Genomic DNA, 22,430 nt, shown 5'->3' with positions numbered 1-22,430 from the left:
AGGATGACGTCCGCGTTACGATTCGGGGTCGGTTTTGCGACGTGGCGCTATAAAGCCCCTCCCCTAAAGGCGAGGGGCATAGATAGTCTCACGCCATCAACTTCTCGCAGGCATCCAGCGTTTCGCGGAACGTCTGGATGATCGCCTGATATGGCGCCGGGCTCGCCATATCGAGGCCGGCGCGCTCGAGGATCTCGGTCGGATAATCCGACCCGCCCGACTTGAGGACGGTGAGGTAAGTGTCGCGCTCCTTGGCGCCGCCTTTCAGGATCGCGCGCGCGAAATAGGACGCCGCCGAGATCGAGGTGGCGTATTGATAGACGTAGAAGCTCGAATAGAAATGCGGAATGTACGCCCATTCGGACGCGTATGTGTCCGACACCGCGACCTTGGGTCCGTGATAGCGCTTGAGCAGATCGAGATACATCGCGCTGAACTTCTCGCCCGACATCCCCTCACCCGCTTCCGCTTTGTCGTGCGCGGCAAGTTCGAACTCGGCGAACATCGCCTGGCGGTAGAAAGTCCCGCGCATGCCTTCGAGCTGCATGCCGAGATAATAGAGCTTCTCCTGCTTGGTCTTGGCATTCGCGACCATATACGCCGCCAGCAGCTGCTCGTTACAGGTCGAGGCTATCTCCGCGAGGAACAACGGATAGTCCGACTTCTCATAGACCTGGTTCTTGTTCGCGAGCAGCGTGTGCATCGCATGGCCCCATTCGTGCGCGAAGGTCGTCATCCCCTCGTAATTGTGCCCCAGGTTGAGCAGCAGATACGGGTGCAGGTCATACGCCGCACCCGGGTTCATATAGGCGCCCGATTTCTTGCCCGGCCGCGGGAACGGATCCATCCACTTGCCCGCGGTCGCCTTGCCGAGCAGATCGACATATTCGGGGCCGAGCACCTTGGTCGCCGCCAGCGTGTTTGCGCGCATGTCCGCGAGATCGGCCTTCTGATCGAGCTTCACCAGCGGCGGATAGATATCGTAATAAGCCATGTCGGGCAGGCCGAGCAGCTTGCGGCGCAATTCGAAATAGCGGTGCAGTTCGGGCAGGCCCTTATTGGTCTCCGCCACCAGCGTCCGGTACACGCCCTCCGGTACATTGTTGCTCGACAGCGACATGGCGAGCGAGGTCGGATATTTGCGCGCCTTCTTGCGGAACACATCGGCCTTGAGCTTGGCGGCATAAGCCGCGCCGAGCGAATTCTGGAACTTGCCATATTCGGCCCAGAAAGTGTCGAATACCAGTTTGCGGTCGGCGCGATTGGGCGCGTCGCGGTTGAGCGTATAGGCCTGATCGTCGAGCCGCACCTGCTTGCCGGTCGACAAGGTCACGGTCGGCCAGGGAATGTCCGACGCGACGAGTTGCTCGCGGATGTCGCTCGGCCCCGACAAAGGCGAGCCCACGCCCGCCAGCAGCGTCTCGCCTTCCGGCGACAAGGTATGCTCGGCTTGGCGCAACGTATCGGCGAGCGCGAAGTCGAAGCGCTTCTTCAGCGTGTCGTTGGAGGCGATGAACCCGTCGATCTTCGCCTTGCCGAGCGACAGGATCTCAGGCGTTGACCAAGCGGTCGCCTCCCCCAACGCGGTGAACAGGTCGATCGCCTGCGCCTGGCGCTCCTGATTGGCCGAGACGCGCAGATCGGCGTCAGCATTGAGGCTGGCATAAGTATAGACCCGGCTCGCGGCACGGCCGATATCGGACTGAGCGACCAGGAAGGCCGCGAGCGTCTCGGCGCTTTCGCCCAATTTGCCCTGATACTTGGCCAGGCCCGGCACCTCGGCCAACGTCTTCTTGCGCGCTTCGTCCCAGGCAGCGTCGTTGGGATAAAGGTCGGTCAAATCCCACATCGCACCGGGCGCCGCGTCCTGCGCCCAGGCCGGCATCGCCGCGGCGATCGAAATCATCGCCGCGGCGGTCATCGCCTCACGGCGCGAAAGTTCGGTCATGCTATTTCCCTTTGAGCGCGCCGGTGGACCGGCATCGAGTGGACGCACTCATCCTGCCGCGACGACTGGCCAAAGGGAAGTGTGTATTAGCGGGTTAGCGCACCGACGGGCAGGATCACCGGAATATTATCGATCCGTGTGAGCCGCCCGGCCGCCGTCGCGGGCACCGCGACGTTGGGCGCCAGCACGTAGAGGCGGTGCGGATCGACCTGCCCCGCGGTGAACGCCGCCAGCTCGCGCCGCTGGCGCTCGACGGTCGCAACCGAATCGCGTGCCGCATAGACCAATCGGACAGGCTTGCCCTGGCCTACCGCGCGCCAGGCGACTTCCTGGAACAGCGAGAGATCACGCGTCGCGTCGGGCGGTACGAAGGTGACGTCGCTCGCCGCCGCGATCGCGCGATCCCAGCGGAGATCGGGCGTCAAGACGTAGAGGCGATGCGCACCGGCCTCGGCACTCTGTGCGCGGACCACGGCCGCCATGCCTGACAGATCGAGGATCTGGATCGCCAGCAGCAATACGAGCAGGCCGTCGGCCTGGGCACGCGGTAGCCGATAAGCTGCAAGGATTGCGGCCAGCACGAGCACATAGGCGACCGGCCAGAACAGCCGGCCCGATGCGCGGACCAAATCCAGCGCCGCTATGAGAAAACTCGGCAACGGGATGCGCGGCAGCATCTGCCCGGCGACATCGGGATAATTGCTGATCGCGAGCAAGGTCAGCGCGACGAGCGCGGGGATCAGCCAGCGCAAGCGACGTAACGACGAACGCTGGTTGTCCGCCGCCGGTCGCCTCCACGCGACCACCACCGCGATCGGGAACAGCAGGAGCAAGCCGGCACCGAGATACTGGAATCCTTCGAACCCGCGCCCGGCGCGTTGCGCGACAGACGGCAGGAGGCGCGAATAAACCGGCGTGCCTGGGTTTATGGGCGCGTCGATCGGCATCGCGAACGCGCCGTAATTGCCCGCCAGCGTATGCGCCTCTCCGGCCCCGAGCAGCCAGGCGAGACCCGCGACCATCGCCAAAATCACCGCCGCGCCGCCAACCAGGACGACGCGCCCACGCCGATCCGCGATCACGAAGCGCTCGATCATTGCGGTCAGCCAGATCGCGCCGACCATCATCAGCAGGTAATTGTGCACCAATGCCGCGATCAGCAGCAGCACCGCCCAGCCCCGGTTCGATCCGGCCCGCCCCGGATCGAGGAAGCGCCACAGCGCCCACAGGATCAGCCAGTGCGCCATCAGATTGGCGTGGACATAGCGATTGGCGAGCGTTGGCAGCGCAGCGAGCAGAATCACGCCACACCATAAGGCGATCGGCCCTGGTGCGTATTTCCTGAGCAACAGCCAAGCGAAGAAGACCTGCAGGAACAGGCAGACCAGAATCCATGGACCGACGAACTGCGCATCGGTGGGCAACAGCGAGGCGAGCGGCCGCGCTGCGATACCAATCAGCGGATTGCTGTCGGTGAACAATAAAGGCACGCCGTCGGGGGCGTTGAGCTGGCGCGTCCGCAGCACGCCCGGCGCAGGATCGTGCAGCCACGCGTGAATCCCCAGCGCATTCTCACCATTGTCCGACCCACGGATCAGCCAGCCGGCATTGCCGATATCGAGCGTTGCCGGGTGGAATAGCGCAAGGAACAGCGCCAGCGGCAACAGCAGCAAAGGCAATCGAGGCAGAAGCGCGCGCACTCCAGCGGCTTGCCCGACCGGCGCTACTTTATAGTTAACGGACGGCCAAAGTCCTTTCGGCGAGGGGAGATTTTTCTGATCTGGGCTTGACTCCATAACGCGATATATATCACGTTATATTTATAGCAACACGAGGACGATTCGATGGTCGACGATGCGATAGCGTTCGAGGGAGCGGTTATGCTCGGCAGCCGCCTCAAGCGACTGGCCGAACGCTTCCAGAGCGGCGCCGAACGCATCGCTGCCGATTGCAACCTGCCGACCCAGCCGAGCCAGATGCCCCTCCTCACCGCGCTTCATCGTCACGGTCCCCAGACGGTGGGCGATCTGGCCGAGCGGATGGGGATCAGCCAGCCCGCCGTGACGCGCATCCAATCACGACTGCTCGACCTCGGCCTGATCGAGACCAGCCGCGACGAACGCGACCAGCGTACCCGGACGATCGCGCTGACCGACAAGGGTCACGAGGCGATGGACCTGGCGAGGACGGTGCTGTGGCCGCGGCTGCGCGCCGCGGTTGCCGAAGTGTGCGACGTCGATGCCTTCCTGGCGCAGATCGCCGCGATAGAGACCGCGCTCGCCGCGCAACCGCTCGAGCGGCGCCCGCGCGGCGGCCTCGCCATCCGCCGGTTCAGCGATGAACTCGCGCCCGATTTCTATCGCATCAACGCGCAATGGATCGAGGACATGTACACGCTCGAACCAACCGATATCGACGTGCTCAGCCACCCGCGCGAACGGCTGATCGAGCCGGGCGGCGACGTGCTGTTCGTCGAGGATCCCGAGCTCGGTATCGTCGGGACATGCGCGCTGCAGAAGACCGGCGAGCGTCAGTTCGAGTTGACCAAGATGGGCGTCGTGCCGAAAGCGCGCGGGCGCAAAGCGGGCGAATTCCTGCTCCACGCGACGATCGAGCGCGCCTTCACGCTGGGGTGCGACCGGCTGTATCTGCTGAGCAACGCCAAGGGTGCAGCGGGCGTGCATCTCTATGAGAAGGCAGGGTTCGTGCACGACGAGGGAATTATGGAAGAGTTCGGCAAGCGCTACGCGCGGTGCAATGTGGCGATGCTGTATCGGGGCACGCAAGACAGATTTAGTTCAACGACCGTCGTTGCTTAGGTCGTTTTCTGGACGTCGGAAGGACACAATTCGATACTTCCGCGTGGCAGCCCCGCCCGCCCTCCATGGAGTATCCGAATGGCATCCCCGGCCTTCTGGATGCTGGCCAGAACGCAGAAATACCCCTCGCTTTTTATCTCGTCCGGACCTGACGCAACGTCCCCAGGACGCCGATGGGCGAGCATCCAGGCATAGTCATCTTCGCTGATCTCGATATTCGACCAGAGCGGCATGGTCTGGATGTTCCAGCTCTGACCTTTTCCATGCGTCCGATAAGCTCGCGATATCGCGATTGGCACCTGCCGATATGTGACTGTCTTCGCGGGCGGAAAGTCGATCCATCCCTCGACGATCTCGCTCGCCGGCAGGAGCGTCATCGAGACCGCCAAAAAACTCAGAAAAGAACTGGCGATCGTGAAGCCGATCCGATTGTAGGCCGGCCATGAATTTGTCGTCGGCCACAGGACGACAGCGCCGACGAGAGCGACAACAACGCCTGTTGCGAAATCCCATCCGATGACGTTGCTGTGGTCCGGCGCCAACTCGGTGGCGTCGTCGATCCTGCCCAGAACAAAGCTGAGCAAGAGCAGACACCCGCAGACGGCAAGCCATCCGATAGCCGGCTTTTCGAGCTTTCGTTTTACTGACGGGATAAAACGACCGGCCGGCGGATCGCTCCGTCGGCCTTTCTTTTTGGGGGCGGGGCAGCGGCGAASCCGCKGCCTGACGTCGGTCGGGATATTCGGCGGGGCCGAAGACCCGCCGTCCGTTCCGATTTCGTGTCGGAAGCAGCTCTCGCTGCTCCCGTCCGAAATCAGAAGTCCATCCCGCCCATGCCGCCCATGCCGCCGCCGCCCATGGGCATGGCGGGCTTGTCTTCCGGCAATTCCGACACCGCCGCTTCGGTGGTGATCAGCAAGCCGGCAACCGAGGCCGCATCCTGCAGCGCAGTGCGAACGACCTTGGTCGGATCGATCACGCCGGCAGTGACGAGGTTCTCGTACACGTCGGTCTGGGCGTTGAAGCCCTGCGACGGGTCGTTGCCCTCGAGCAGCTTGCCCGAGATCACCGCGCCGTCATGACCGGCATTCTGCGCGATCTGGCGCAGCGGCGCATAGAGCGCCTTGCGGACGATATCGATGCCGCGGGTCTGGTCGTCATTGGCGCCCTTGAGACCTTCGAGAGCCTTGGTCGCGTAGAGCAGAGCGGTACCGCCACCGGGGACGATGCCTTCTTCGACGGCCGCGCGGGTCGCGTGCAGCGCGTCGTCGACGCGATCCTTGCGCTCCTTGACCTCGACTTCCGAAGCACCGCCGACCTTGATCACCGCGACGCCGCCCGCGAGCTTGGCCAGACGCTCCTGGAGCTTCTCACGGTCGTAATCCGACGTGGTGTTCTCGATCTGCTGACGGATCGCTTCGGTGCGGCCCTTGATCGCATCGGCATCACCGGCGCCATCGACGATGGTGGTGTTGTCCTTGTCGATCGAGACGCGCTTGGCGGTGCCGAGCATGCCGATGGTGACGGTCTCGAGCTTGATGCCCAGGTCTTCCGAGATCATCTCGCCCTTGGTCAGGATCGCGATGTCCTCGAGCATCGCCTTGCGGCGATCGCCGAAGCCCGGCGCCTTGACCGCGGCGACCTTCAGGCCACCACGCAGCTTGTTGACCACGAGCGTGGCGAGCGCCTCGCCCTCGATGTCCTCGGCGATGATCAGCAGCGGACGGCCCGACTGGACGACCGCTTCCAGGATCGGGAGCATCGCCTGCAGGTTCGACAGCTTCTTCTCGTGGATCAGGATGTACGGGTCGTTGAGTTCGACCGTCATCTTCTCCGGGTTGGTGATGAAGTAAGGCGACAGATAGCCGCGGTCGAACTGCATGCCCTCGACGACATCGAGCTCGAATTCGAGACCCTTCGCCTCTTCAACGGTGATCACGCCTTCCTTGCCGACCTTGTCCATCGCTTCGGCGATCTTCTCACCGACGACGGTATCGCCATTGGCCGAGATGATGCCGACCTGGGCGATCTCGTTCGAACCCGAGACGGGCTTCGAGCGCGCCTTCACGTCCTCGACGACCTTGGTCACCGCGAGATCGATGCCGCGCTTCAGGTCCATCGGGTTCATGCCGGCCGCGACCGACTTCATGCCCTCGCGAACGATCGCCTGGGCGAGCACGGTGGCGGTGGTGGTGCCGTCGCCGGCGAGATCGTTGGTCTTGGACGCGACCTCACGGATCATCTGCGCGCCCATATTCTCGAACTTGTCCTTGAGTTCGATTTCCTTGGCGACGGTAACGCCGTCCTTGGTGATGCGCGGAGCGCCGAACGACTTCTCGATCACGACGTTGCGGCCCTTCGGACCGAGCGTGACCTTGACCGCGTCGGCCAGGATATCGACGCCGCGCAGGATGCGCTCACGCGCGTCGCGGCTGAATTTAACGTCTTTGGCTGCCATGCTGGCTACCTTTCCTTATGGTTCGTCATCCCAGCGAAAGCTGGGAGCTTATGGTGCTTGAGACCCCGGCGTGCGCTGGGGTGACGGAATTGATCAGCCGACGATCCCCAGGATGTCGCTTTCCTTCATGATCAACAGGTCTTCGCCATTGACCTTGACCTCAGTGCCCGACCATTTGCCGAACAGGATGCGGTCGCCGGCCTTGACGTCGAGCGGGGTGACCTTGCCGTCCTCGCTCTTGGTGCCGGTGCCGATGGCGACGACTTCGCCTTCCTGCGGCTTTTCCTTGGCGGTGTCGGGGATGATGATCCCGCCCGCAGTCTTCTCTTCCGCCTCAACACGGCGGACGAGGACGCGGTCATGCAACGGACGAAAGTTCATTTGCGTGAGTCCCTCAATAGGAATTGAATTGGGATTAGCACTCAGTTCCCCCGAGTGCCAACGCAGCGCATATGTGTCTCGTCTTCCAACTCGTCAACGGGGTCGGAAGATTCTTTTGCTTAAGCGGGGCGAGCGCACTCGAACCCGCGACGGACCGGGTCAGCCGGTCGCGGGCAGCAATCCCAGCCGCTCGCGCATCGCCCAGCGCGCGACGAGCAGCGCCGAGACGACGGCCAGCCCGACCGCGAGCCCGACCCAGATGCCGACGCCTTGCCAATGCAAATGGAAACCGAACAGGATCGCCGTGCCGAACCCGGCCACCCAATAGCCGAACGCCGCGACCACCATCGGAATGCGCGTATCCTGCAGCCCGCGCAGCGCGCCCGCCGCGACCGCTTGCGCGCCGTCGAACAACTGGAACATCGCGGCGACGGCCAGATACTGGATCGCCAGCGTCACTTCGCGGGCCCGCGCCAGGTCGTCGACATTGACGTAGATCCCGACGATCAGCTTCGGCGCGATCCAGATCGTCGTCGCGGTCAGCACCATGAAGCCGGTGCCGGTGACGATCGACGCCCAGCCGGCGCGGCCGATCCAGACGCGGTTGCGCGCGCCATAGGCCATGCCGACCCGGATCGTCGCCGCCTGGGCGATGCCGAACGGCACCTGAAAGGCGAGCGCGGCGATGTTGAGCGCGATGGCGTGCGCCGCGACTTCGGTCACGCCGATCAGTCCCATCAGGAAGGCCGCGCCACCGAACAGCCCGCCTTCGAGCGTAAAGGTCAGTGCGATCGGCGCGCCGAGCCGCGCGATTTCGCCCATCCGCGTCCAATGCGGCAGCCACCATTTGCCGAACAGGCGGTAGCGGCGCAGCTTGCCGTCGAACGCCAGGATCGCGGCATAAGCCAGCATCATCGCGATCGCGGTGACCAGGCTGGCGATCGCCGATCCCTCCAGCCCCAGCGCGGGAAAGCCGGCATGGCCGAACACCAGCAACCAATTGCCCAGCGCGCCCATGCCGAGCGCGCCCGCCGTCACCAGCATCGCCCAGCCCGGCCGGCCGAGCGCGGCGGCGACGGTGCGCATCACTCCCGCCCAGATATTGGGCACCATGATGAACAACAGGATGTCGAGGAACGCGCCGGTGCGTGCCGCCACCCGCGGATCCTGCCCCAACAGCAGCAGGATCTCCCGGCTGAACGCGAGCACCACCATGAAGAACAGCCCGCTGATCAGCCCCAGCCACATCGCCATGCGGAATGACCGCCTTACCTGGCGAACGGCATGTGCCCGCGCACCCAGTTCGGCGGCGATGATCGGCGCGCAGGCGCCGGTGAAGCCGATCATCGCCCACATGATCAGGCTGAACAGGAACACGCCCAGCGTCGCCGCGGCGAAATCGATCGCGCCCAGCCGCGCCACGAACATCACGTCGACGGCATAGACGCCCATCTGCAGCAGATTCGCGCCGACCAGCGGGCCGGACAGGCGAAACAGCGCCCACAGCTCGGCGCGCGTCGAGGCAGGGACAGGGCCGGCCAGCGGCATGGGGGCAGCTAACGCGACCATAAGTCCGCGGCCTCTAATCCAAATCATGCGTATTGCTCAACCATCACACTTGCGGCTATCGCGGCTTTAAGACACGCTGCATGGCGCAGTGGGAGACGATCGACGTGAAATTGGTACGCGGCGCCTGGAAGATTCTGGTCGGCATCAAGGACGGCCTGGTGTTGATCTTCATGCTGCTGTTCTTCGGCATCTTATTTGCCGCTCTGTCAGCCAAGCCCAACAGCACGGTCCGCGACGGGGCGCTGCTGCTCAAGCTCGACGGCCCGATCGTCGAACAGCCGGAGAACGTCAGCCCGTTCGCCGCGATGCAAGGTGGCGGCAAGCAGCACCAATTCCGCCTGCGTGACCTGGTCCGCGCGATCGATGCGGCCAAGGACGATTCGCGGGTCAAGGTCGTGGTGCTCGATCTCGACGGCTATGGCGGCGGCTATCCCGCTGCGGTGACCGAGGTCGCCAATGCGCTCGGCCGGGTCAAGGCATCGGGCAAGCCAGTGCTGGCTTATGCCACTGCCTATACCGACGGCAGCTATCTGCTCGCCGCCAATGCCAGTGAGGTCTGGCTCAACCCGATGGGCGGCACGCTGTTCATGGGTCCCGGCGGCAACCAGCTCTATTACAAGGGCTTGATCGACAAGCTCGGCGTCAACGTCCACGTCTATCGCGTCGGCAAGTTCAAGTCGTTCGTCGAACCCTATGAGCGCGACGCGCAGTCGCCAGAAGCGAAGGAAGCGCTCACCGCGCTCTACGCATCGATCTTCAGCCAGTGGAAGGACCTGATCCACAAGGCGCGGCCCAAGGCGCAGATCGACGCCTTTCTGACCGCGCCGGATCAGGCGATCGCCGCGACCAAGGGCGATATCGCGCACGCCAACCTCGCCTCCGGCCTGGTCGACAAGCTCGGCGATCGGCTGGCTTTCGGCAAGCGCGTGGCGCAACTGGCGGGTGACGGTCCGAAAAAGGTCGCCGGTAGCTTCGCCGCGATCAAATATGACGATTTCGTCGCAGCGCACCCGATGTCCACCTCCGGCGACAAGATCGGCATCGTCACCGTCGCCGGCGATATTATCGACGGCAAGGCCGGACCCGGCACCGCCGGCGGCGACACGATCGCCAAGGCAGTGCTCGACGGCCTGGCCAAGAAGGACCTGAAGGCGCTCGTCGTGCGCATCGACTCGCCCGGCGGGTCGGCGCTGGCGTCCGAGACGATCCGCAAGGCGGTGCTCGAAGCCAAGGCGCAAAAGCTGCCGATCGTCGTCTCGATGGGCGGGCTCGCCGCATCGGGCGGCTATTGGGTGTCGACTGCCGGCGACGTGGTCTTCGCCGAGCCCAATACGATCACCGGGTCGATCGGCATTTTCGGCATCATCCCGACCTTCGAGAATTCGCTCAAGAAGCTCGGCATCACAACCGACGGGGTGAAGACCACCCCCCTGTCGGGCCAGCCCGACGTCTTTGGCGGCACCAGTCCCCAGGTCGATTCGATCCTGCAGGCGTCGATCGAACATGGCTATGCCGAGTTCATCGGCCGGGTCGCTACCGCCCGCAAGATGACGCCGCAACGCGTCGACGAGATTGGCCAGGGCCGTGTCTGGGACGGCGGCACCGCGCGTCAGCTCGGGCTGGTCGATCGTTTCGGCTCGCTCGACGACGCCGTTGCGGAAGCCGCCAAGCGCGCCGGGATCGACGCCAAGAACGTGCGCCGCGTCTATCTGGAAAAGCAGCCCGGCTGGTTCGCCAAGCTGGTCCAGGGCTTTGCCGACAATGACGATGACGACGCCAGCGCGACCGACGACGCCAAGGCGGGCGATCTGTTCGCGATGCTTGCCGCGCAGCGTCAGGACGTGTTCGCCCGCGCGCTGGGCGATGCCAAGCGGCTGGCGACGGTCAATTCGGTCCAGGCACGCTGCCTCGAATGCGCCGGCTTCTCCGACGCCCGCTCCGATGCCGACGACCGCACCCTGGCGCAGATGCTGATCAAGGCGATCTGGCAGTGATCGCGCTGCGCCCCGCGCGGCCCGAGGATGCAGCATCGATCGCGGCGATCTACGCGCCGTATGTGCTGACCGCGACGGTCTCGTTCGAGACGGAGGCGCCCGACGCGCGCGCGATGCGTAACCGCATGACGGCGAGCGATGGGCTCTATCCGTGGATCGTCGCCACCAACGGCGTCGAGGATGGCGATGCCGTCCTGGCCTATGCTTATGCCACCAAGTTCCGCGAACGGCCGGCCTATCGCTATGTCGTCGAGACCTCGATCTACGTCTCCGGACCGGTCCAGGGACAAGGCGTCGGACGGCTACTTTATCCCGCGCTGATCAACACGTTGCGCGCACAGGGATTCGTCCAGGCGGTGAGCGTGATTTCGCTGCCTAACGACTATACGATCGGGCTGCACGAAGCGGCGGGGTTCCGCCGTCAGGGTGTGCTGCGCGAGCTCGGCTTCAAGCAGGGTCGCTGGATCGACGTCGGCTTCTGGCAGCGCGAGCTCAACGATGCCGCGATCCCACCGGCCGAGCCCAAGCCGTTTTCCGAGGTCGGTCTGATCCGCGCCTGACACCGCGATAGTTCGGTCCCGACCTAAGTGTCGGCACCTGTGCCGGGACGGCGCGTTGTCCCCGGCATGAACCACCTGTCTTCGCAAACCCAGGCTCGGCGCGGCACCGCGGCGGCGATGGGACTGATCGCGATCGGCTTTGCCGGCAGCACGATGATCACGCCGCTTTATGCCTTGTATCAGGCACAGTTCGGCTTCTCCGCCGTCGTGCTGACGATCGTCTATGCCGCTTATGTCATCGGCAATCTCTCAGCGCTGCTGTTCCTCGGCCGGCTGTCGGATCGCATCGGCCGACGCCCGATCGCCTTCGCCGCGATCGGCCTGTGCCTGGTCGCGGCGTCGGTCTTCCTGACAGCGCACAGCACGGCATGGCTGTTCGCGGGACGCGTCGTCAGCGGCCTCGCCGTTGGGCTAGCATCGGGCACCGGCACTGCCTGGCTGGTCGACCTCCGACCCGACGACCGCCCCCGCGCGACCCTGCTCGCGATCCAGGCCAACATGGCGGGGATTGGCCTGGGGCCGTTGATCGCAGGGCTGCTCGCGAGCTACGCACCGCTGCCGCTTGCCCTGCCCTTTCTGGTCTATGGCGCCGCTATCGCCACGGTCGCCGTGATAGTGACGCGGACTCGCGAGACGGTCTCAACCCGCGCGATCGACGCCGCGTTGTTCCGCCCGCAATTCGCGCTGCCGCAGGACGCGCGCGCCGCCTTTGTCGCGCCCGCCATCACCTCGTTCGCCACGTTCGCCTTTGTCGGTTTCTACGCGGCGCTGGTGCCGTCGATCCTGCACCAGGCGATGCATCTCGCCAGTCCGGCGATCAGCGGCGCGATCCTGGCGCAATTGTTCGCGGTCGCCGCCGCGACGATGCTGGCGACGCGGCGCCTGTCGAGCCGGATGGCGATGCTGAGCGGGTTGGTGACGATCGCGCCGGCGCTCGCGCTGCTGGTCCTCGCTCAGTCGCAGCAGAGCCTCGCATTGTTGATGCTGGGAACGACATGTGGCGGCATCGCACTGGCGCTCGGCTATCGTGGCAGCCTCGAGATCGTCAACACGATCGCACCCGCCGACCGCCGCGCGGGGTTGGTCTCGGTCTATCTGGTGATCTGTTTCATCGGCAATTCGCTTCCGGTGATCGGCGTCGCGATGGTCGGCGCCGTGGCCGGACCGGTCAGGGCCAGCGAGATCTTCGCCGGCGTGATGATCGTGCTGGCCGCGGTGGCGTTCGTCACCGGGCTGCGCTTTGCCCCGCGTCGCCCAACCCGTGCTTGCGAAGCGCGCTAGCCCGGCTCGCCCTTGCGATAGGCCGGCAGCGCCAGCTTCCAGTGCAACGCCGCCGCGCGCAGGCTGAACCCCGCGACGGCAGCAATGGCCGCGGCAACCGGTAGCGGCACGCCGAGCAACCCCAAAGCGACATAGGAGCCTGACGCCAGCGCGGCCGCTGTGACATAGATTTCGGGCCGCATGATGATCGACGGCTCCCCCGCCAGCACGTCGCGGATGATCCCGCCGACACAGGCCGTCACCACGCCCATCAGCGCCGCCGGCACCGGGGGCACGCCGAACCCGATCGCCTTGGCCGCGCCGAATACGGCATAAGCGGCGAGCCCGACCGCATCGAACCAGTCGAGCGCCGCCCCGCGCCACCATCGGACGGGAGTCAGCCACACGGCGAAGGCAACCGCCAAACACGCCGCCGCCGCGCGGCTGTCATGGATCCAGAATACCGGCGCCCCGATCAGCAGGTCTCGCACCGTCCCGCCGCCGACACCGGTGACGAGCGCGAAGAAGCAGAGCGTCACCATCGTCTGCCCGCGCCTCGCCGCCGCGAGCGCGCCCGACGCGGCGAATACGACGAGCCCGGCCAGATCAAGCCACGGCGCGATCGCGGGGAGCCATTCTGGGGTGTGGGGGAGCATCGGACGAAGGGTAGCGCGACGAACCAGGCTTCGCCACAGGGTTTGAGTTCTGCAAAGCCCGGATGACGAACCAAAGGTGTCTAGGCTCCCCCAAACGTAAACGGTGCTTATCCCCTAAGAGCGAGGGTAAGGTGTTCCCCGCAAAAAGTGCATCCCGTACGTCAGCCGGCGCCCGCTAGCGGATCTCAAGGCGCTCGCGGCAAGCAAGCTCGGAAGATAATTCCCTCTCCCGCTTGCGGGAGAGGGAGGGACCCGCCGCCGAAGGCGGTGGGAGGTGAGGGTCTTCTTTCTTCTTGAATTCCAGCTGCTTGAAAGAAGAAAGAAGACCCTCACCCAACCCTCTCCCGTATACGGGAGAGGGCTAAAGATAAATGAGGGCGGAATCGGGGGAGCAGGGGTGGACAGCCGACTATGTCGCCAGTCCCCAAACGCAATTGGGGAGCCGGTGTTGCCACCGACTCCCCTGTCGCCGGACTTCGATCCGCTCATCATGTCTTGCGACCTGACCGCGCTTTCTGGTTTCGGCGGCTCGCTACGCCCGTGCTGTCCGAAGACGGCGCCAGGTTTCGCGCTTTGCTCGGTTCGGATCGTCTTGCGACGTTCCTCCCTTTGCACCGTTCCGGTCGAACTATCCGAAGACACTTCTCCCTTCGCGGATCGCTCCACCCCTCTGACCCGAAAGTCCCAGGAATCTCGCGTTTGCTTCGTTCGGATCGTCTTGCGACGTTCTTCCCTCGGCTCCGCTCCGGCCGAACCACCCGAAGGCATTTCGTCCATCGCGGTTTGCTCTACCCGGCTGGCCCGAAAGCTGCCCCGGTATCGCGCCGTTCCACTCGGTTTGATCCGAAGACCCACCTGAGCTTCCCGGGTCGGTCGTCGGGGCCGGGCGCGATCATCCGAAGAGTCTCAGCAACCCGACCACCGGCGGCCTACGAAGATAGTTTGCCGAAGCATCCTGTCTTCGCTTTGTCGCCTCGATGCCCTTTCCATTTCCCCGGTTGCCCGGTTCGATGAACAGCGTTCCGCTGCGACCCGCGATCATTCCGCCCGAAAGCTTCCTGGTCGCGTTCGGTCCGTCAGATGCATAGTCCGGCCGTCGCGCTTGCGCGCTCCAATCGGACGCAGCAGCGCTGCCGTCCCTACCTCGAAACCGCCCTCCTCCCCTTGCGGGTCGGATGCACCTTCTCGAAGATCAAGTTCTTGAACTTTCTTCCGATTTCTCGGTGAACCGCTCTCGTTCCTGATGTCATCATGCTGTCACCAAAGCCGAGTCGCACCAAGCACGAAACACGCACCAGGCCCTGTGGATAACGTGGATAACGTGCACAGATGGCAGCAGCCTTGAAACAAAGTGTCGCGCGATCATTTCGTCCCGGATTCGGCACGCCATGCAACCCAATCGCTGCGAGAACGTTACGCACCCGGCATTGAATCACATCCACTACCAAGCAAGGGAAACAATATGCGTAAAGTTCTGCTCGCGCTCAGCGCAGCGTCGATGGTCACCTCGGCGGTCATTCCGCTCACGCAGGCCGATGCCCGTCGCTCGCAATATCGCGAATGGCGCGGCCGTGACGGCCGCACCTATTGCCGCCGCTCGAACGGCACCACCGGCCTGGTGGTCGGCGGCGTGGCCGGTGCATTGATCGGCCATGGTGTCGCCGGCCGCGGCGACAAGACGCTCGGCACGATCGTCGGCGGCGTCGCCGGCGCGTTCGGTGGTCAGGCGATCGACAAGACGATCACCAAGAAGCGTCGTTGCCGCTAAGGCGATACGATTAAATGGGGCGCGGTTCGCAAGGGCCGCGCCCTTCTTCTATGAGGAATGCACCATGCCCACACGCAGCGGATCGGCAAAATACGAAGGCTTCGGCAAGGACGGTGTCGGCCACGTCTCAACCCAATCCGGCGTCCTCAGCGACCAGAAATACGGCTTCAACACCCGCTTCGGCGACGAACCCGGCACCAATCCCGAGGAGCTGATCGCGGCGGCGCATGCCAGTTGCTTCACCATGGCGCTCAGCTTCGCACTCGCTCGCGAGGGCTTTACCGCCGGCACGCTCGAAACCAACGCTAAGGTGACGCTCGACAAGCAGGGCGAAGGTTTCGCGATCACGCGTTCGGACCTGACGCTCGCCGCTCATATCGAGGGTATCGACGAGGCTCAATTCGCGCGCATCGCCGCCGACGCCAAGGCCAATTGCCCGGTGTCGAAAGTGCTCAATGCCGAGATCACGCTGACCCACACGCTCAACGGCTGACGTGTTTTTTCAGCTTCGCTGATACGGTGCCAGCCCGCGACCGTTTCAGCTTCCTGAAACGGCATCACGCCAACTGTCGCTCCGATGAACGCGAGGTAGTTCTACGTTCACGCAACCTCCCGGCCGTGCGGTTTGTTTTAACCGCACCCAAACAACGGGAGAATGATGATGCGACGGCTAATCATGGCCGCCCTGGCCACCAGCGTGACGATTACCCCGATCGCGGCGATGGCCCAGGACAATCCGTACCAGGCGCGCAAGGAATATCGCGACGAGGTCCGCGACGCCAACAAGGATTACCGCAAGGATTTGCGTCATGCCGACAATTGGCGCGACGTCCAGCGCGCGAATCGCGAGCGCAACGGCGAGATTCGCGATGCGCGCAGGGATTACCGCAGGGACACGCGCGACTGGCGCCGCTATCGCTCGTACGACTGGAACCGGACGGAGCCGGGTCAGCGATATTATTATGCCGACCGCTATTATCGCGACGGCCGCTATTATCGTCCCTATCACCTGAGCCGGAACGACCGCGTCTATCGCGGCTATGACGGACGCTATTATTGCCGACGTTCGGACGGCACGACTGGACTGATCGCCGGCGCGGCGCTGGGCGGGCTGCTTGGCAACGCCCTGTCGAATGGACGCTCGGCGACATTCGGCACCCTGCTCGGCGTCGCGGGTGGTGCGGCGCTGGGGTCCTCGATCGACCGCGGCCGGGTGCAGTGCCGCTAAGATCCTGATCGTTCAGGCGATAAAAATGCGAGGGTCCGGTCCCCGACCGGGCCCTCGTTTCGCGTCAGTTCGCGCTCGAGACGGGTGTCGTGCCGTTGAAGCGGATCGTGACGAATGAGGCGTCGCACAGATTGACCGCCGGGAAGACAGCGGAACTAGTGTCCGCGAAGGTCGCCTTGATTTCCCATTTGCACTGCGACGCGGCCTTGTCGAAATGGACCGTATTTCGGCCGCCGACCTTGAAGTTCTTGGGCTTCTCGCCTTCGTCGACCTTGTTCTTCTGCCATTGATTGGCACCGGCCGGCGACAGTTCGATCAGCGTGATTTCCTTGCCGGAATTGTTGATCAGGATGAAATCCCAAGCGTCAGCATAAGCGGGAGCGGCCAGCCCCAGCATCGCGACGCCCACCCCGAAACGGTAGCGCATATGACGTCCCCTAAGCCTCCCGCCTCTAAGCGGACGGGCGCGCGGGACTATCTTACAGGATGCCGCCTCCGAGGAACAGGCGGAACGCGGCAATCGCCATCAGGACGAGGTTGATGATCAGCCCCGCCTTGTTCTTCGACAGCGCGCCGAATAGCAGCCCAACCGCACCGATCAGCAGCCCGAGCCAGTTCAGCCAGCCCAGAAAAGGGATCAAGGCGACGAGCGTGACGACCAGCAGGATCACGCCGATGATGATCGAGAGCACATTGAGCATGTCGCGTCATATGTGGGCAATACACTTCGGGCGCAAGTCCAATGTCGTCATCATAGGCCGTTTCTTAACCACTTCGCAGGCATGGCGAGCGCCGAACCGATCGGAGTTTTTTGGGTGGGCATCACCTTTCGCAATCTGGCCTGGGCACTTGCCCCGCTTGCGCTCGCCGCGTGCGGATCGAAGCCGCCCGCCGACAGCAATATCGACTCGCTCGATGCCGAACTGGCCGGCGGCAATACGACAGGCAATAGTCGCGACCCGGCGATGATGAGCGCGCTCCAGGATCAGATCATGGTCGATCCCGCGCTGACCGGTCAGGCCAACAACGACGCCGTCCGCCCGCCGCAACAGCCCTATTCGGGGGCGACCCCGCCCGATTCGGTGGCGCCGTCCAAGACCGACGGCACCAATGTCGCCGACGGCACCGGTTCGTCGAGCGGCGGCAGCAAACCGGCCCCTGCCTCGGCCGGCGACTGCCCGCAATGCAAGGTCAAACGCGATTCGGTGACACTCGGAGCACTGGCCCAGCGCCAGGCCGACAAGCGCACATCGGGCTGCGCGCGTGGTCTGCAATATTCGACCGCTTGGGTGCAGCGCCTGCCCGCCGACATCCCGCTCTATCCCGACGCCCGGGTCGACGAAGCGGCGGGTGTCGCCGGCAATGGCTGCGCGCTTCGCGTCGTCAGCTTCTCGACCGGCGCCTCGGTCCAGACGGTACTCGATTATTATTATGGCCGCGTCACTGCCGCCGGCTATTCGGCCGAACATCAGGCCGATGGCGCCCAGCACGTGCTGGGCGGCGTCCGCGGCAAGGACGGCGGCGCCTATGTCATTTATGTCGAAAAGCGCGGTGACGGCAGGACCGAAGTCGATTTAGTCGCAAATAACGGGAACTGATTGGGTTCTCATCTCTTCTAGCCGCTTCAGCATCGACGCGAGCTCACCCTCCCGATAACGGACAGCAAGGGTCACGCCGTTCGCGTCGATGCTGAAACCGATCGCCACCAAGTAGCGATCGCCCCGGCGAAGGCCGGGGCCCATCAAGCGACCTCATCAGAATTCGTCATGCCGTGCTTGTCCCGGCATCCAATGCGCAACAACGGCTTGATTCCGTTGTGGAGGGTTGGCCCCCGGCACAGGGCCGGGGTGACGATTAGCATGGCGCGCACTCCCCTTCCCAAACCGCCGTTTGTCCGAACGCCCGCGTGCGGCTACAGCGCGCGAATGAATTTCCTTCTCGTCATGGCCGGCGGTGCCCTGGGCAGCGCCGCGCGCTACCTCGTCGGCAAGCTGACGCTCGGCTGGTTCGGGCCCGATTATCCCTGGGGTACGCTTGCGGTGAACCTGATCGGCGGGTTCCTGATGGGCACGCTCGCCGGCATGCTGGCGCGCACCGGCGGCAGCGAACATGCTCGCCTGCTGCTCGGCGTCGGGGTGCTGGGTGGCTTCACCACCTTTTCCGCTTTCTCGCTCGACACCGTGCTGATGATCGAACGCGGGCAATTGGGTATGGCGATTGCGTATGTATTGATCTCGGCGATTGGCTCGATCCTCGCGTTGTTCGCCGGCCTGCACCTGATCCGGGCGGTGGCATGAGCGAGATCCGCACCTTCATCGTCGCGCCCGATGACGACGACATCCGGCTCGACCGCTGGTTCAAGCGGCATTTGCCCGACACCAGCTTCACCACCGTCGCTAAATGGGCGCGCACCGGCCAATTGCGCGTCGATGGCGCGCGCGCGGCACCGGGCGACCGCATCGCCGCGGGCCAGACCTTGCGCTTCCCGCCGCCCGAGCCGGTCCCGGTCGCCGGCAAGCCCAAGCGCGAACGCCCTCCCCTCACCGACGACGAGACCGCCTTTGCGCGCGAATTGGTGATTCATCAGGACGCCCAGGCCTTCGTGCTCAACAAGCCACCGGGGCTGGCGACGCAAGGCGGCACCAAGACCCTCCAGCATGTCGATGGCCTGCTCGACGCGCTGCAGTTCGACAATGAAGGCCGGCCCAAGCTGGTCCACCGGCTCGACAAGGACACGTCGGGCGCCTTGCTCGTCGCGCGCACCTCGCGCGCGGCGGCATTCTTCGCCAAAGCGTTTTCGGGCCGCACCGCCAAGAAAGTCTATTGGGCATTGGTGGTCGGCGTGCCGTCGATCGAGGACGGCATGATCGAGCTGCCGATCGCCAAGCAGCCGGGCACCGGCGGCGAGAAAATGCATGTCGACGAAGACGAGGGCCAACCTGCACGGTCGCGCTATCGCGTGATCGAGCGCGCCGGCAATCGCGCCGCCTGGGTCGAGTTGCAGCCGTTCACTGGCCGCACGCATCAATTGCGCGTGCATATGGCGGCGATCGGCCATCCGATCGTCGGCGACGGCAAATATGGCGGCCCCGAAGCGTTCCTGACCGGCGGAATCAGCCGCAAGATGCACCTCCATTCGCGGCGCATCGCGGTCGACCATCCCGATGGCGGCAAGATCGACGTCGAGGCCGAATTGCCGACCCATTTCGCGGAAAGCCTGTCCGGCCTGGGCTTCGACCAGATGGCGGGCAACATGATGCCGCTCGACGAACCGGCGCCGCCGACCAAGCAGGTGAAAAAGGCTTGGGCGAAGGCGCACGCCAAGACGGTGCGCAAGGAACGCAAAGGCGAACGCCGCAGCCGCGGTGCCGCTGTCGAGCCACGCAAATCTGGGTCGCGTCCCAAGCCTGCAAGTAGCAAGTCCACGGGATCCAAGTCTTCGGGCAACAAGCCCGCGGGTGCCAGATCGGCGGGTCCCAAGCCTGGAAGTCGCAAGTCGTCAAGCCCCCAGTCTTCGGGCTCCAAGCCCGCAAGCCCCAAGGGCCCGCCTCGCAGGGGCCGCTGATGCATCCCAATGCCGCGTTCCGCTGGGAAGATCGCGACGCGATGCGCGCGCTGGTCGCCGAACTCGGTTTCGGCGCGTTGTTCTGTGCGACGCCCGACGGCCCGCGCGTCGCGCATGTGCCGGTCGTGTGGCTCGACGACGCGACCCTCGGCCTCCATCTGGCGCGCGGCAACGGCATCGTCCGTCATCTCGACGGCGCGACTGCCTTGTTCGTGGCGCAAGGGCCCGACGGCTATGTCAGCCCCGATTGGTACGGGCTCGACAACAATCAGGTGCCGACCTGGAATTACGTCGCGGTCGAACTCGAAGGCATGATGCGGCGGATGGAGCATGACGCGCTCGTCGCGCAGATCGACCAACTGACCGCCACACAGGAAGGCCGGCTCGACAAGGTGCCATGGACTCGCGCCAAGATGGATCCGGCCATGTTCGGCAAGATGACGAACGCGATCACCGGCTTCCGGCTGGAGATCGCCGCGTGGCGCGGTACGCTCAAGCTCGGCCAGAACAAGCCCGAAGCGGCGCGGCTGGCGGCCGCCGATGGCGTCGAGGCGTCGGGACGGCGCGGCGTCGCGCACTGGATGCGCAACGCGTGAGCAGTCCGACGACCAGACTGGCGATCTTCGATTGCGACGGGACATTGGTCGACAGCCAGGCCAATATCTGTCGCGCGGTCGAAGAGGCGTTGACCGAGGCGCGGGTCGAAGTGCCGTCGCGCGACCGCATCCGCCGCATCGTCGGGCTGAGCCTGGTCGAAGCGATGCAGGCGCTGCTGCCCGACGCATCCGACGTGGATCACCGTCGGCTGGCGCAAGCGTATAAGGACAAGTTCTTCGCGATGCGGACGAGCGGCGCGCTCGCCGATGAACCGCTGTTCGACGGCATCGACGCGATCGTCGAGCAACTCGCCGGCGATGGCTGGATGCTGGGGGTCGCCACCGGTAAATCCGATCGCGGGCTCGACCATATCCTGACCGCGCACGGCCTGAAGCACCATTTCGTCACCTTGCAAACCGCCGACCGCCATCCGTCCAAGCCGCATCCGTCGATGATCGCGGCGGCGATCGCCGAGGCCGGCGCAGACCCGGCGCGTACGGTGATGATCGGCGACACCAGCTTCGACATATTGATGGCAGTCAATGCCGGGGTCCGCGCGGTGGGAGTCGCCTGGGGCTATCACCCCGCCGACGAGCTGGTCGCCGCGGGCGCGCATGGCGTCGCGCTCGCCGTCGCCGATTTGCCGCATCATCTGGAGGCACGATGACCGATTCCGCAATCCAATCCCGCAATCGCTGGCTGATCATCACCGCGATCCGTTTGCTCGCCATCGCCGGCGCAGTGTTCGCGGTGATCCTGATCGGCCGGGCGCCTACCTGGCCGCCAAAAGTGCTGGGCGTCGCGATCGTACTGTCGGCGCTCTACATGTCCTGGGCGGTTCCAGCCTCGCTCGCGCATCGCTGGCGCACACCCGACGAAGACGCGCCCAAGCGGACGACCAAGACGCGGCGATGAAGCGGTTCTGGAAGACTGTGACGGTCGACGCCGAGCGTGGCGTGCGGCTCGACGAGCGGCCCGTGCGCACCCCTGGTCGCGTGCCGCTATTGCTGCCGACCGACATGTTGGCCGAAGCGGTCGCCGACGAATGGCGCGAAGTAACGGATGATATCGACCCGCGCGCGATGCCGCTGACCGGCCTGGCCAATGCCGCGATCGACCGTATCGCACCCGATCCCGCCGCCTTCGCTGCTGGCCTCGCCGCTTATGGCGAGAGCGATCTCCTCTGCTATCGCGCCGAGAGCCCGCCCGACCTGGTCGCGCGTCAGGCCGCTTTGTGGGATCCGCCGCTCGATTGGGCGCGCGACCGCTATGACGTCCATTTCGAGATCGTCATCGGGGTGATCCACCGGCCCCAGCCCGAGGCGACGATCGCGCGGCTGGGCGCCGCGATCGCCACGCGCCGCCCGTTCGAGTTGGCGCCGCTGTCACCGATCGTGACGATCACCGGGTCGCTGGTCCTGGCGCTCGCGCTCGCCGAGCGCGCGATGGAGGCCGAAGCGGTCTGGGCGGCCGCCAATCTCGACGAGGACTGGCAGGCCGAGCACTGGGGCGAGGACGATCTGGCAGTCAAAGCGCGCGAGACCCGCCAGCACGACTTCGCGGCGGCCGCGCGGTTTCTGAGCCTCGTCAGCTAACCCCTAATTCGTCATGCCGGCCTTGTGCCGGC

General features: G+C 64.9%; 23 protein-coding genes. 14 read left to right on the top strand and 9 right to left on the bottom strand.

Annotation, left to right across the window (positions count from 1 at the left end; genetic code table 11):
- Positions 1 to 88 precede the first annotated feature (88 nt).
- Together pepF and AC1DSD_RS02580 are read right to left on the bottom strand one after the other, a co-directional pair.
- On the bottom strand, positions 89 to 1,948 hold the full coding sequence (pepF, locus tag AC1DSD_RS02585) for an oligoendopeptidase F (RefSeq protein WP_478028218.1): 1,860 nt from the start codon (positions 1,946 to 1,948) through the stop codon (positions 89 to 91).
- A gap of 86 nt (positions 1,949 to 2,034) precedes the next feature.
- Entirely contained in the window at positions 2,035 to 3,648 is a 1,614-nt protein-coding gene (locus AC1DSD_RS02580; protein ID WP_478028216.1) for a DUF6311 domain-containing protein, read from the bottom strand.
- A gap of 144 nt (positions 3,649 to 3,792) precedes the next feature.
- Here AC1DSD_RS02580 and AC1DSD_RS02575 point away from each other — a divergent pair, with 144 nt between their 5' ends.
- Positions 3,793 to 4,767: a bifunctional helix-turn-helix transcriptional regulator/GNAT family N-acetyltransferase gene (locus AC1DSD_RS02575; RefSeq protein ID WP_478028215.1), complete on the top strand. Its 975-nt coding sequence runs from the start codon at positions 3,793 to 3,795 to the stop codon at positions 4,765 to 4,767.
- Here the strand turns inward: AC1DSD_RS02575 and AC1DSD_RS02570 are convergent.
- The 4 genes from AC1DSD_RS02570 to AC1DSD_RS02555 all read right to left on the bottom strand — a co-directional run bounded on the left by AC1DSD_RS02570 (position 4,764) and on the right by AC1DSD_RS02555 (position 9,154).
- A complete protein-coding gene (locus tag AC1DSD_RS02570; RefSeq protein ID WP_478028214.1) occupies positions 4,764 to 5,351 on the bottom strand; it encodes a hypothetical protein in 588 nt (195 codons plus the stop codon). The genes AC1DSD_RS02575 and AC1DSD_RS02570 overlap by 4 nt on opposite strands.
- A 230-nt stretch (positions 5,352 to 5,581) precedes the next feature.
- Positions 5,582 to 7,225, bottom strand: a complete 1,644-nt coding sequence (groL, locus tag AC1DSD_RS02565) for a chaperonin GroEL (protein WP_478028212.1) — start codon at positions 7,223 to 7,225, stop codon at positions 5,582 to 5,584.
- 93 nt (positions 7,226 to 7,318) lie between these two features.
- Positions 7,319 to 7,606: a co-chaperone GroES gene (gene groES / locus AC1DSD_RS02560; RefSeq protein ID WP_066812912.1), complete on the bottom strand. Its 288-nt coding sequence runs from the start codon at positions 7,604 to 7,606 to the stop codon at positions 7,319 to 7,321.
- Positions 7,607 to 7,765: 159 nt separating this feature from the next.
- Complete coding sequence (locus AC1DSD_RS02555; RefSeq protein ID WP_478028211.1) at positions 7,766 to 9,154, bottom strand: MATE family efflux transporter; 1,389 nt, start codon at positions 9,152 to 9,154, stop codon at positions 7,766 to 7,768.
- 125 nt (positions 9,155 to 9,279) lie between these two features.
- Here AC1DSD_RS02555 and sppA point away from each other — a divergent pair, with 125 nt between their 5' ends.
- From sppA to AC1DSD_RS02540, 3 genes are all read left to right on the top strand, one after another.
- Positions 9,280 to 11,169: a signal peptide peptidase SppA gene (sppA, locus tag AC1DSD_RS02550; RefSeq protein WP_478028265.1), complete on the top strand. Its 1,890-nt coding sequence runs from the start codon at positions 9,280 to 9,282 to the stop codon at positions 11,167 to 11,169.
- Positions 11,166 to 11,729: an N-acetyltransferase family protein gene (locus AC1DSD_RS02545; protein ID WP_478028209.1), complete on the top strand. Its 564-nt coding sequence runs from the start codon at positions 11,166 to 11,168 to the stop codon at positions 11,727 to 11,729. Before sppA ends, AC1DSD_RS02545 begins: the two co-directional genes overlap by 4 nt.
- Before the next feature lie 66 nt (positions 11,730 to 11,795).
- A complete protein-coding gene (locus AC1DSD_RS02540) occupies positions 11,796 to 13,010 on the top strand; it encodes an MFS transporter (protein ID WP_478028208.1) in 1,215 nt (404 codons plus the stop codon).
- Here AC1DSD_RS02540 and AC1DSD_RS02535 read toward each other — a convergent pair.
- Positions 13,007 to 13,645, bottom strand: a complete 639-nt coding sequence (locus tag AC1DSD_RS02535; RefSeq protein WP_478028207.1) for a trimeric intracellular cation channel family protein — start codon at positions 13,643 to 13,645, stop codon at positions 13,007 to 13,009. The two genes, AC1DSD_RS02540 and AC1DSD_RS02535, sit on opposite strands and share 4 nt — an antisense overlap.
- Positions 13,646 to 15,107: 1,462 nt before the next feature.
- Between AC1DSD_RS02535 and AC1DSD_RS02530 the strand changes: the two genes are divergently transcribed.
- From AC1DSD_RS02530 to AC1DSD_RS02520, 3 genes are all read left to right on the top strand, one after another.
- Positions 15,108 to 15,413 carry a glycine zipper 2TM domain-containing protein gene (locus tag AC1DSD_RS02530; RefSeq protein ID WP_478028205.1) on the top strand — a complete coding sequence of 102 codons (306 nt, stop codon included), beginning with the start codon at positions 15,108 to 15,110 and terminating at the stop codon, positions 15,411 to 15,413.
- 64 nt (positions 15,414 to 15,477) lie between these two features.
- Positions 15,478 to 15,906: an OsmC family protein gene (locus AC1DSD_RS02525; RefSeq protein WP_478028203.1), complete on the top strand. Its 429-nt coding sequence runs from the start codon at positions 15,478 to 15,480 to the stop codon at positions 15,904 to 15,906.
- Between the two features lie 168 nt (positions 15,907 to 16,074).
- Positions 16,075 to 16,641: a glycine zipper 2TM domain-containing protein gene (locus tag AC1DSD_RS02520; protein WP_478028201.1), complete on the top strand. Its 567-nt coding sequence runs from the start codon at positions 16,075 to 16,077 to the stop codon at positions 16,639 to 16,641.
- Between the two features lie 64 nt (positions 16,642 to 16,705).
- Here the strand turns inward: AC1DSD_RS02520 and AC1DSD_RS02515 are convergent, their stop codons facing one another.
- Positions 16,706 to 17,068 carry a hypothetical protein gene (locus AC1DSD_RS02515; protein ID WP_478028200.1) on the bottom strand — a complete coding sequence of 121 codons (363 nt, stop codon included), beginning with the start codon at positions 17,066 to 17,068 and terminating at the stop codon, positions 16,706 to 16,708.
- Between the two features lie 52 nt (positions 17,069 to 17,120).
- On the bottom strand, positions 17,121 to 17,342 hold the full coding sequence (locus tag AC1DSD_RS02510) for a hypothetical protein (protein ID WP_066812729.1): 222 nt from the start codon (positions 17,340 to 17,342) through the stop codon (positions 17,121 to 17,123).
- Between the two features lie 114 nt (positions 17,343 to 17,456).
- Here AC1DSD_RS02510 and AC1DSD_RS02505 point away from each other — a divergent pair, with 114 nt between their 5' ends.
- The 7 genes from AC1DSD_RS02505 (at position 17,457) to AC1DSD_RS02475 (ending at position 22,398) form a co-directional block, all read left to right on the top strand.
- Positions 17,457 to 18,239 carry a hypothetical protein gene (locus tag AC1DSD_RS02505; protein WP_478028198.1) on the top strand — a complete coding sequence of 261 codons (783 nt, stop codon included), beginning with the start codon at positions 17,457 to 17,459 and terminating at the stop codon, positions 18,237 to 18,239.
- Between the two features lie 327 nt (positions 18,240 to 18,566).
- A complete protein-coding gene (crcB, locus tag AC1DSD_RS02500; RefSeq protein WP_478028197.1) occupies positions 18,567 to 18,938 on the top strand; it encodes a fluoride efflux transporter CrcB in 372 nt (123 codons plus the stop codon).
- Complete coding sequence (locus AC1DSD_RS02495; protein WP_478028195.1) at positions 18,935 to 20,206, top strand: RluA family pseudouridine synthase; 1,272 nt, start codon at positions 18,935 to 18,937, stop codon at positions 20,204 to 20,206. The genes crcB and AC1DSD_RS02495 overlap by 4 nt, the downstream gene beginning before the upstream one ends.
- Positions 20,206 to 20,802 carry an FMN-binding negative transcriptional regulator gene (locus AC1DSD_RS02490; protein ID WP_478028193.1) on the top strand — a complete coding sequence of 199 codons (597 nt, stop codon included), beginning with the start codon at positions 20,206 to 20,208 and terminating at the stop codon, positions 20,800 to 20,802. Before AC1DSD_RS02495 ends, AC1DSD_RS02490 begins: the two co-directional genes overlap by 1 nt.
- Positions 20,799 to 21,470 (top strand): HAD-IA family hydrolase, encoded by a 672-nt coding sequence (locus AC1DSD_RS02485; protein ID WP_478028192.1) that lies wholly within the window; start codon positions 20,799 to 20,801, stop codon positions 21,468 to 21,470. The genes AC1DSD_RS02490 and AC1DSD_RS02485 overlap by 4 nt, the downstream gene beginning before the upstream one ends.
- Positions 21,467 to 21,718: a hypothetical protein gene (locus AC1DSD_RS02480; protein ID WP_478028190.1), complete on the top strand. Its 252-nt coding sequence runs from the start codon at positions 21,467 to 21,469 to the stop codon at positions 21,716 to 21,718. Before AC1DSD_RS02485 ends, AC1DSD_RS02480 begins: the two co-directional genes overlap by 4 nt.
- The gene (locus AC1DSD_RS02475) at positions 21,715 to 22,398 is read left to right on the top strand and encodes an ATP12 family chaperone protein (protein WP_478028188.1); all 684 of its coding nucleotides are present in this window, start codon (positions 21,715 to 21,717) and stop codon (positions 22,396 to 22,398) included. Before AC1DSD_RS02480 ends, AC1DSD_RS02475 begins: the two co-directional genes overlap by 4 nt.
- Positions 22,399 to 22,430 lie beyond the last annotated feature (32 nt).

The sequence above is a fragment of the Sphingomonas sp. P4_D12 genome, assembly GCF_056401895.1.
The sequence above is the reverse complement of the archived record's forward strand: the minus strand, read 5'-3'. Positions and strand labels throughout refer to the sequence as shown.

Coding starts and splice junctions, on each gene's coding strand:
- pepF (WP_478028218.1), bottom strand. CDS start 1,948: ATGACCGAACTTTCGCGCCGTGAGGCGATGACCGCCGCGGCGATGATT.
- AC1DSD_RS02575 (WP_478028215.1), top strand. CDS start 3,793: ATGGTCGACGATGCGATAGCGTTCGAGGGAGCGGTTATGCTCGGCAGC.
- groL (WP_478028212.1), bottom strand. CDS start 7,225: ATGGCAGCCAAAGACGTTAAATTCAGCCGCGACGCGCGTGAGCGCATC.
- groES (WP_066812912.1), bottom strand. CDS start 7,606: ATGAACTTTCGTCCGTTGCATGACCGCGTCCTCGTCCGCCGTGTTGAG.
- AC1DSD_RS02555 (WP_478028211.1), bottom strand. CDS start 9,154: ATGCCGCTGGCCGGCCCTGTCCCTGCCTCGACGCGCGCCGAGCTGTGG.
- AC1DSD_RS02540 (WP_478028208.1), top strand. CDS start 11,796: ATGAACCACCTGTCTTCGCAAACCCAGGCTCGGCGCGGCACCGCGGCG.
- AC1DSD_RS02535 (WP_478028207.1), bottom strand. CDS start 13,645: ATGCTCCCCCACACCCCAGAATGGCTCCCCGCGATCGCGCCGTGGCTT.
- AC1DSD_RS02530 (WP_478028205.1), top strand. CDS start 15,108: ATGCGTAAAGTTCTGCTCGCGCTCAGCGCAGCGTCGATGGTCACCTCG.
- AC1DSD_RS02525 (WP_478028203.1), top strand. CDS start 15,478: ATGCCCACACGCAGCGGATCGGCAAAATACGAAGGCTTCGGCAAGGAC.
- AC1DSD_RS02520 (WP_478028201.1), top strand. CDS start 16,075: ATGCGACGGCTAATCATGGCCGCCCTGGCCACCAGCGTGACGATTACC.
- AC1DSD_RS02515 (WP_478028200.1), bottom strand. CDS start 17,068: ATGCGCTACCGTTTCGGGGTGGGCGTCGCGATGCTGGGGCTGGCCGCT.
- AC1DSD_RS02510 (WP_066812729.1), bottom strand. CDS start 17,342: ATGCTCAATGTGCTCTCGATCATCATCGGCGTGATCCTGCTGGTCGTC.
- crcB (WP_478028197.1), top strand. CDS start 18,567: ATGAATTTCCTTCTCGTCATGGCCGGCGGTGCCCTGGGCAGCGCCGCG.
- AC1DSD_RS02495 (WP_478028195.1), top strand. CDS start 18,935: ATGAGCGAGATCCGCACCTTCATCGTCGCGCCCGATGACGACGACATC.
- AC1DSD_RS02490 (WP_478028193.1), top strand. CDS start 20,206: ATGCATCCCAATGCCGCGTTCCGCTGGGAAGATCGCGACGCGATGCGC.
- AC1DSD_RS02480 (WP_478028190.1), top strand. CDS start 21,467: ATGACCGATTCCGCAATCCAATCCCGCAATCGCTGGCTGATCATCACC.
- AC1DSD_RS02475 (WP_478028188.1), top strand. CDS start 21,715: ATGAAGCGGTTCTGGAAGACTGTGACGGTCGACGCCGAGCGTGGCGTG.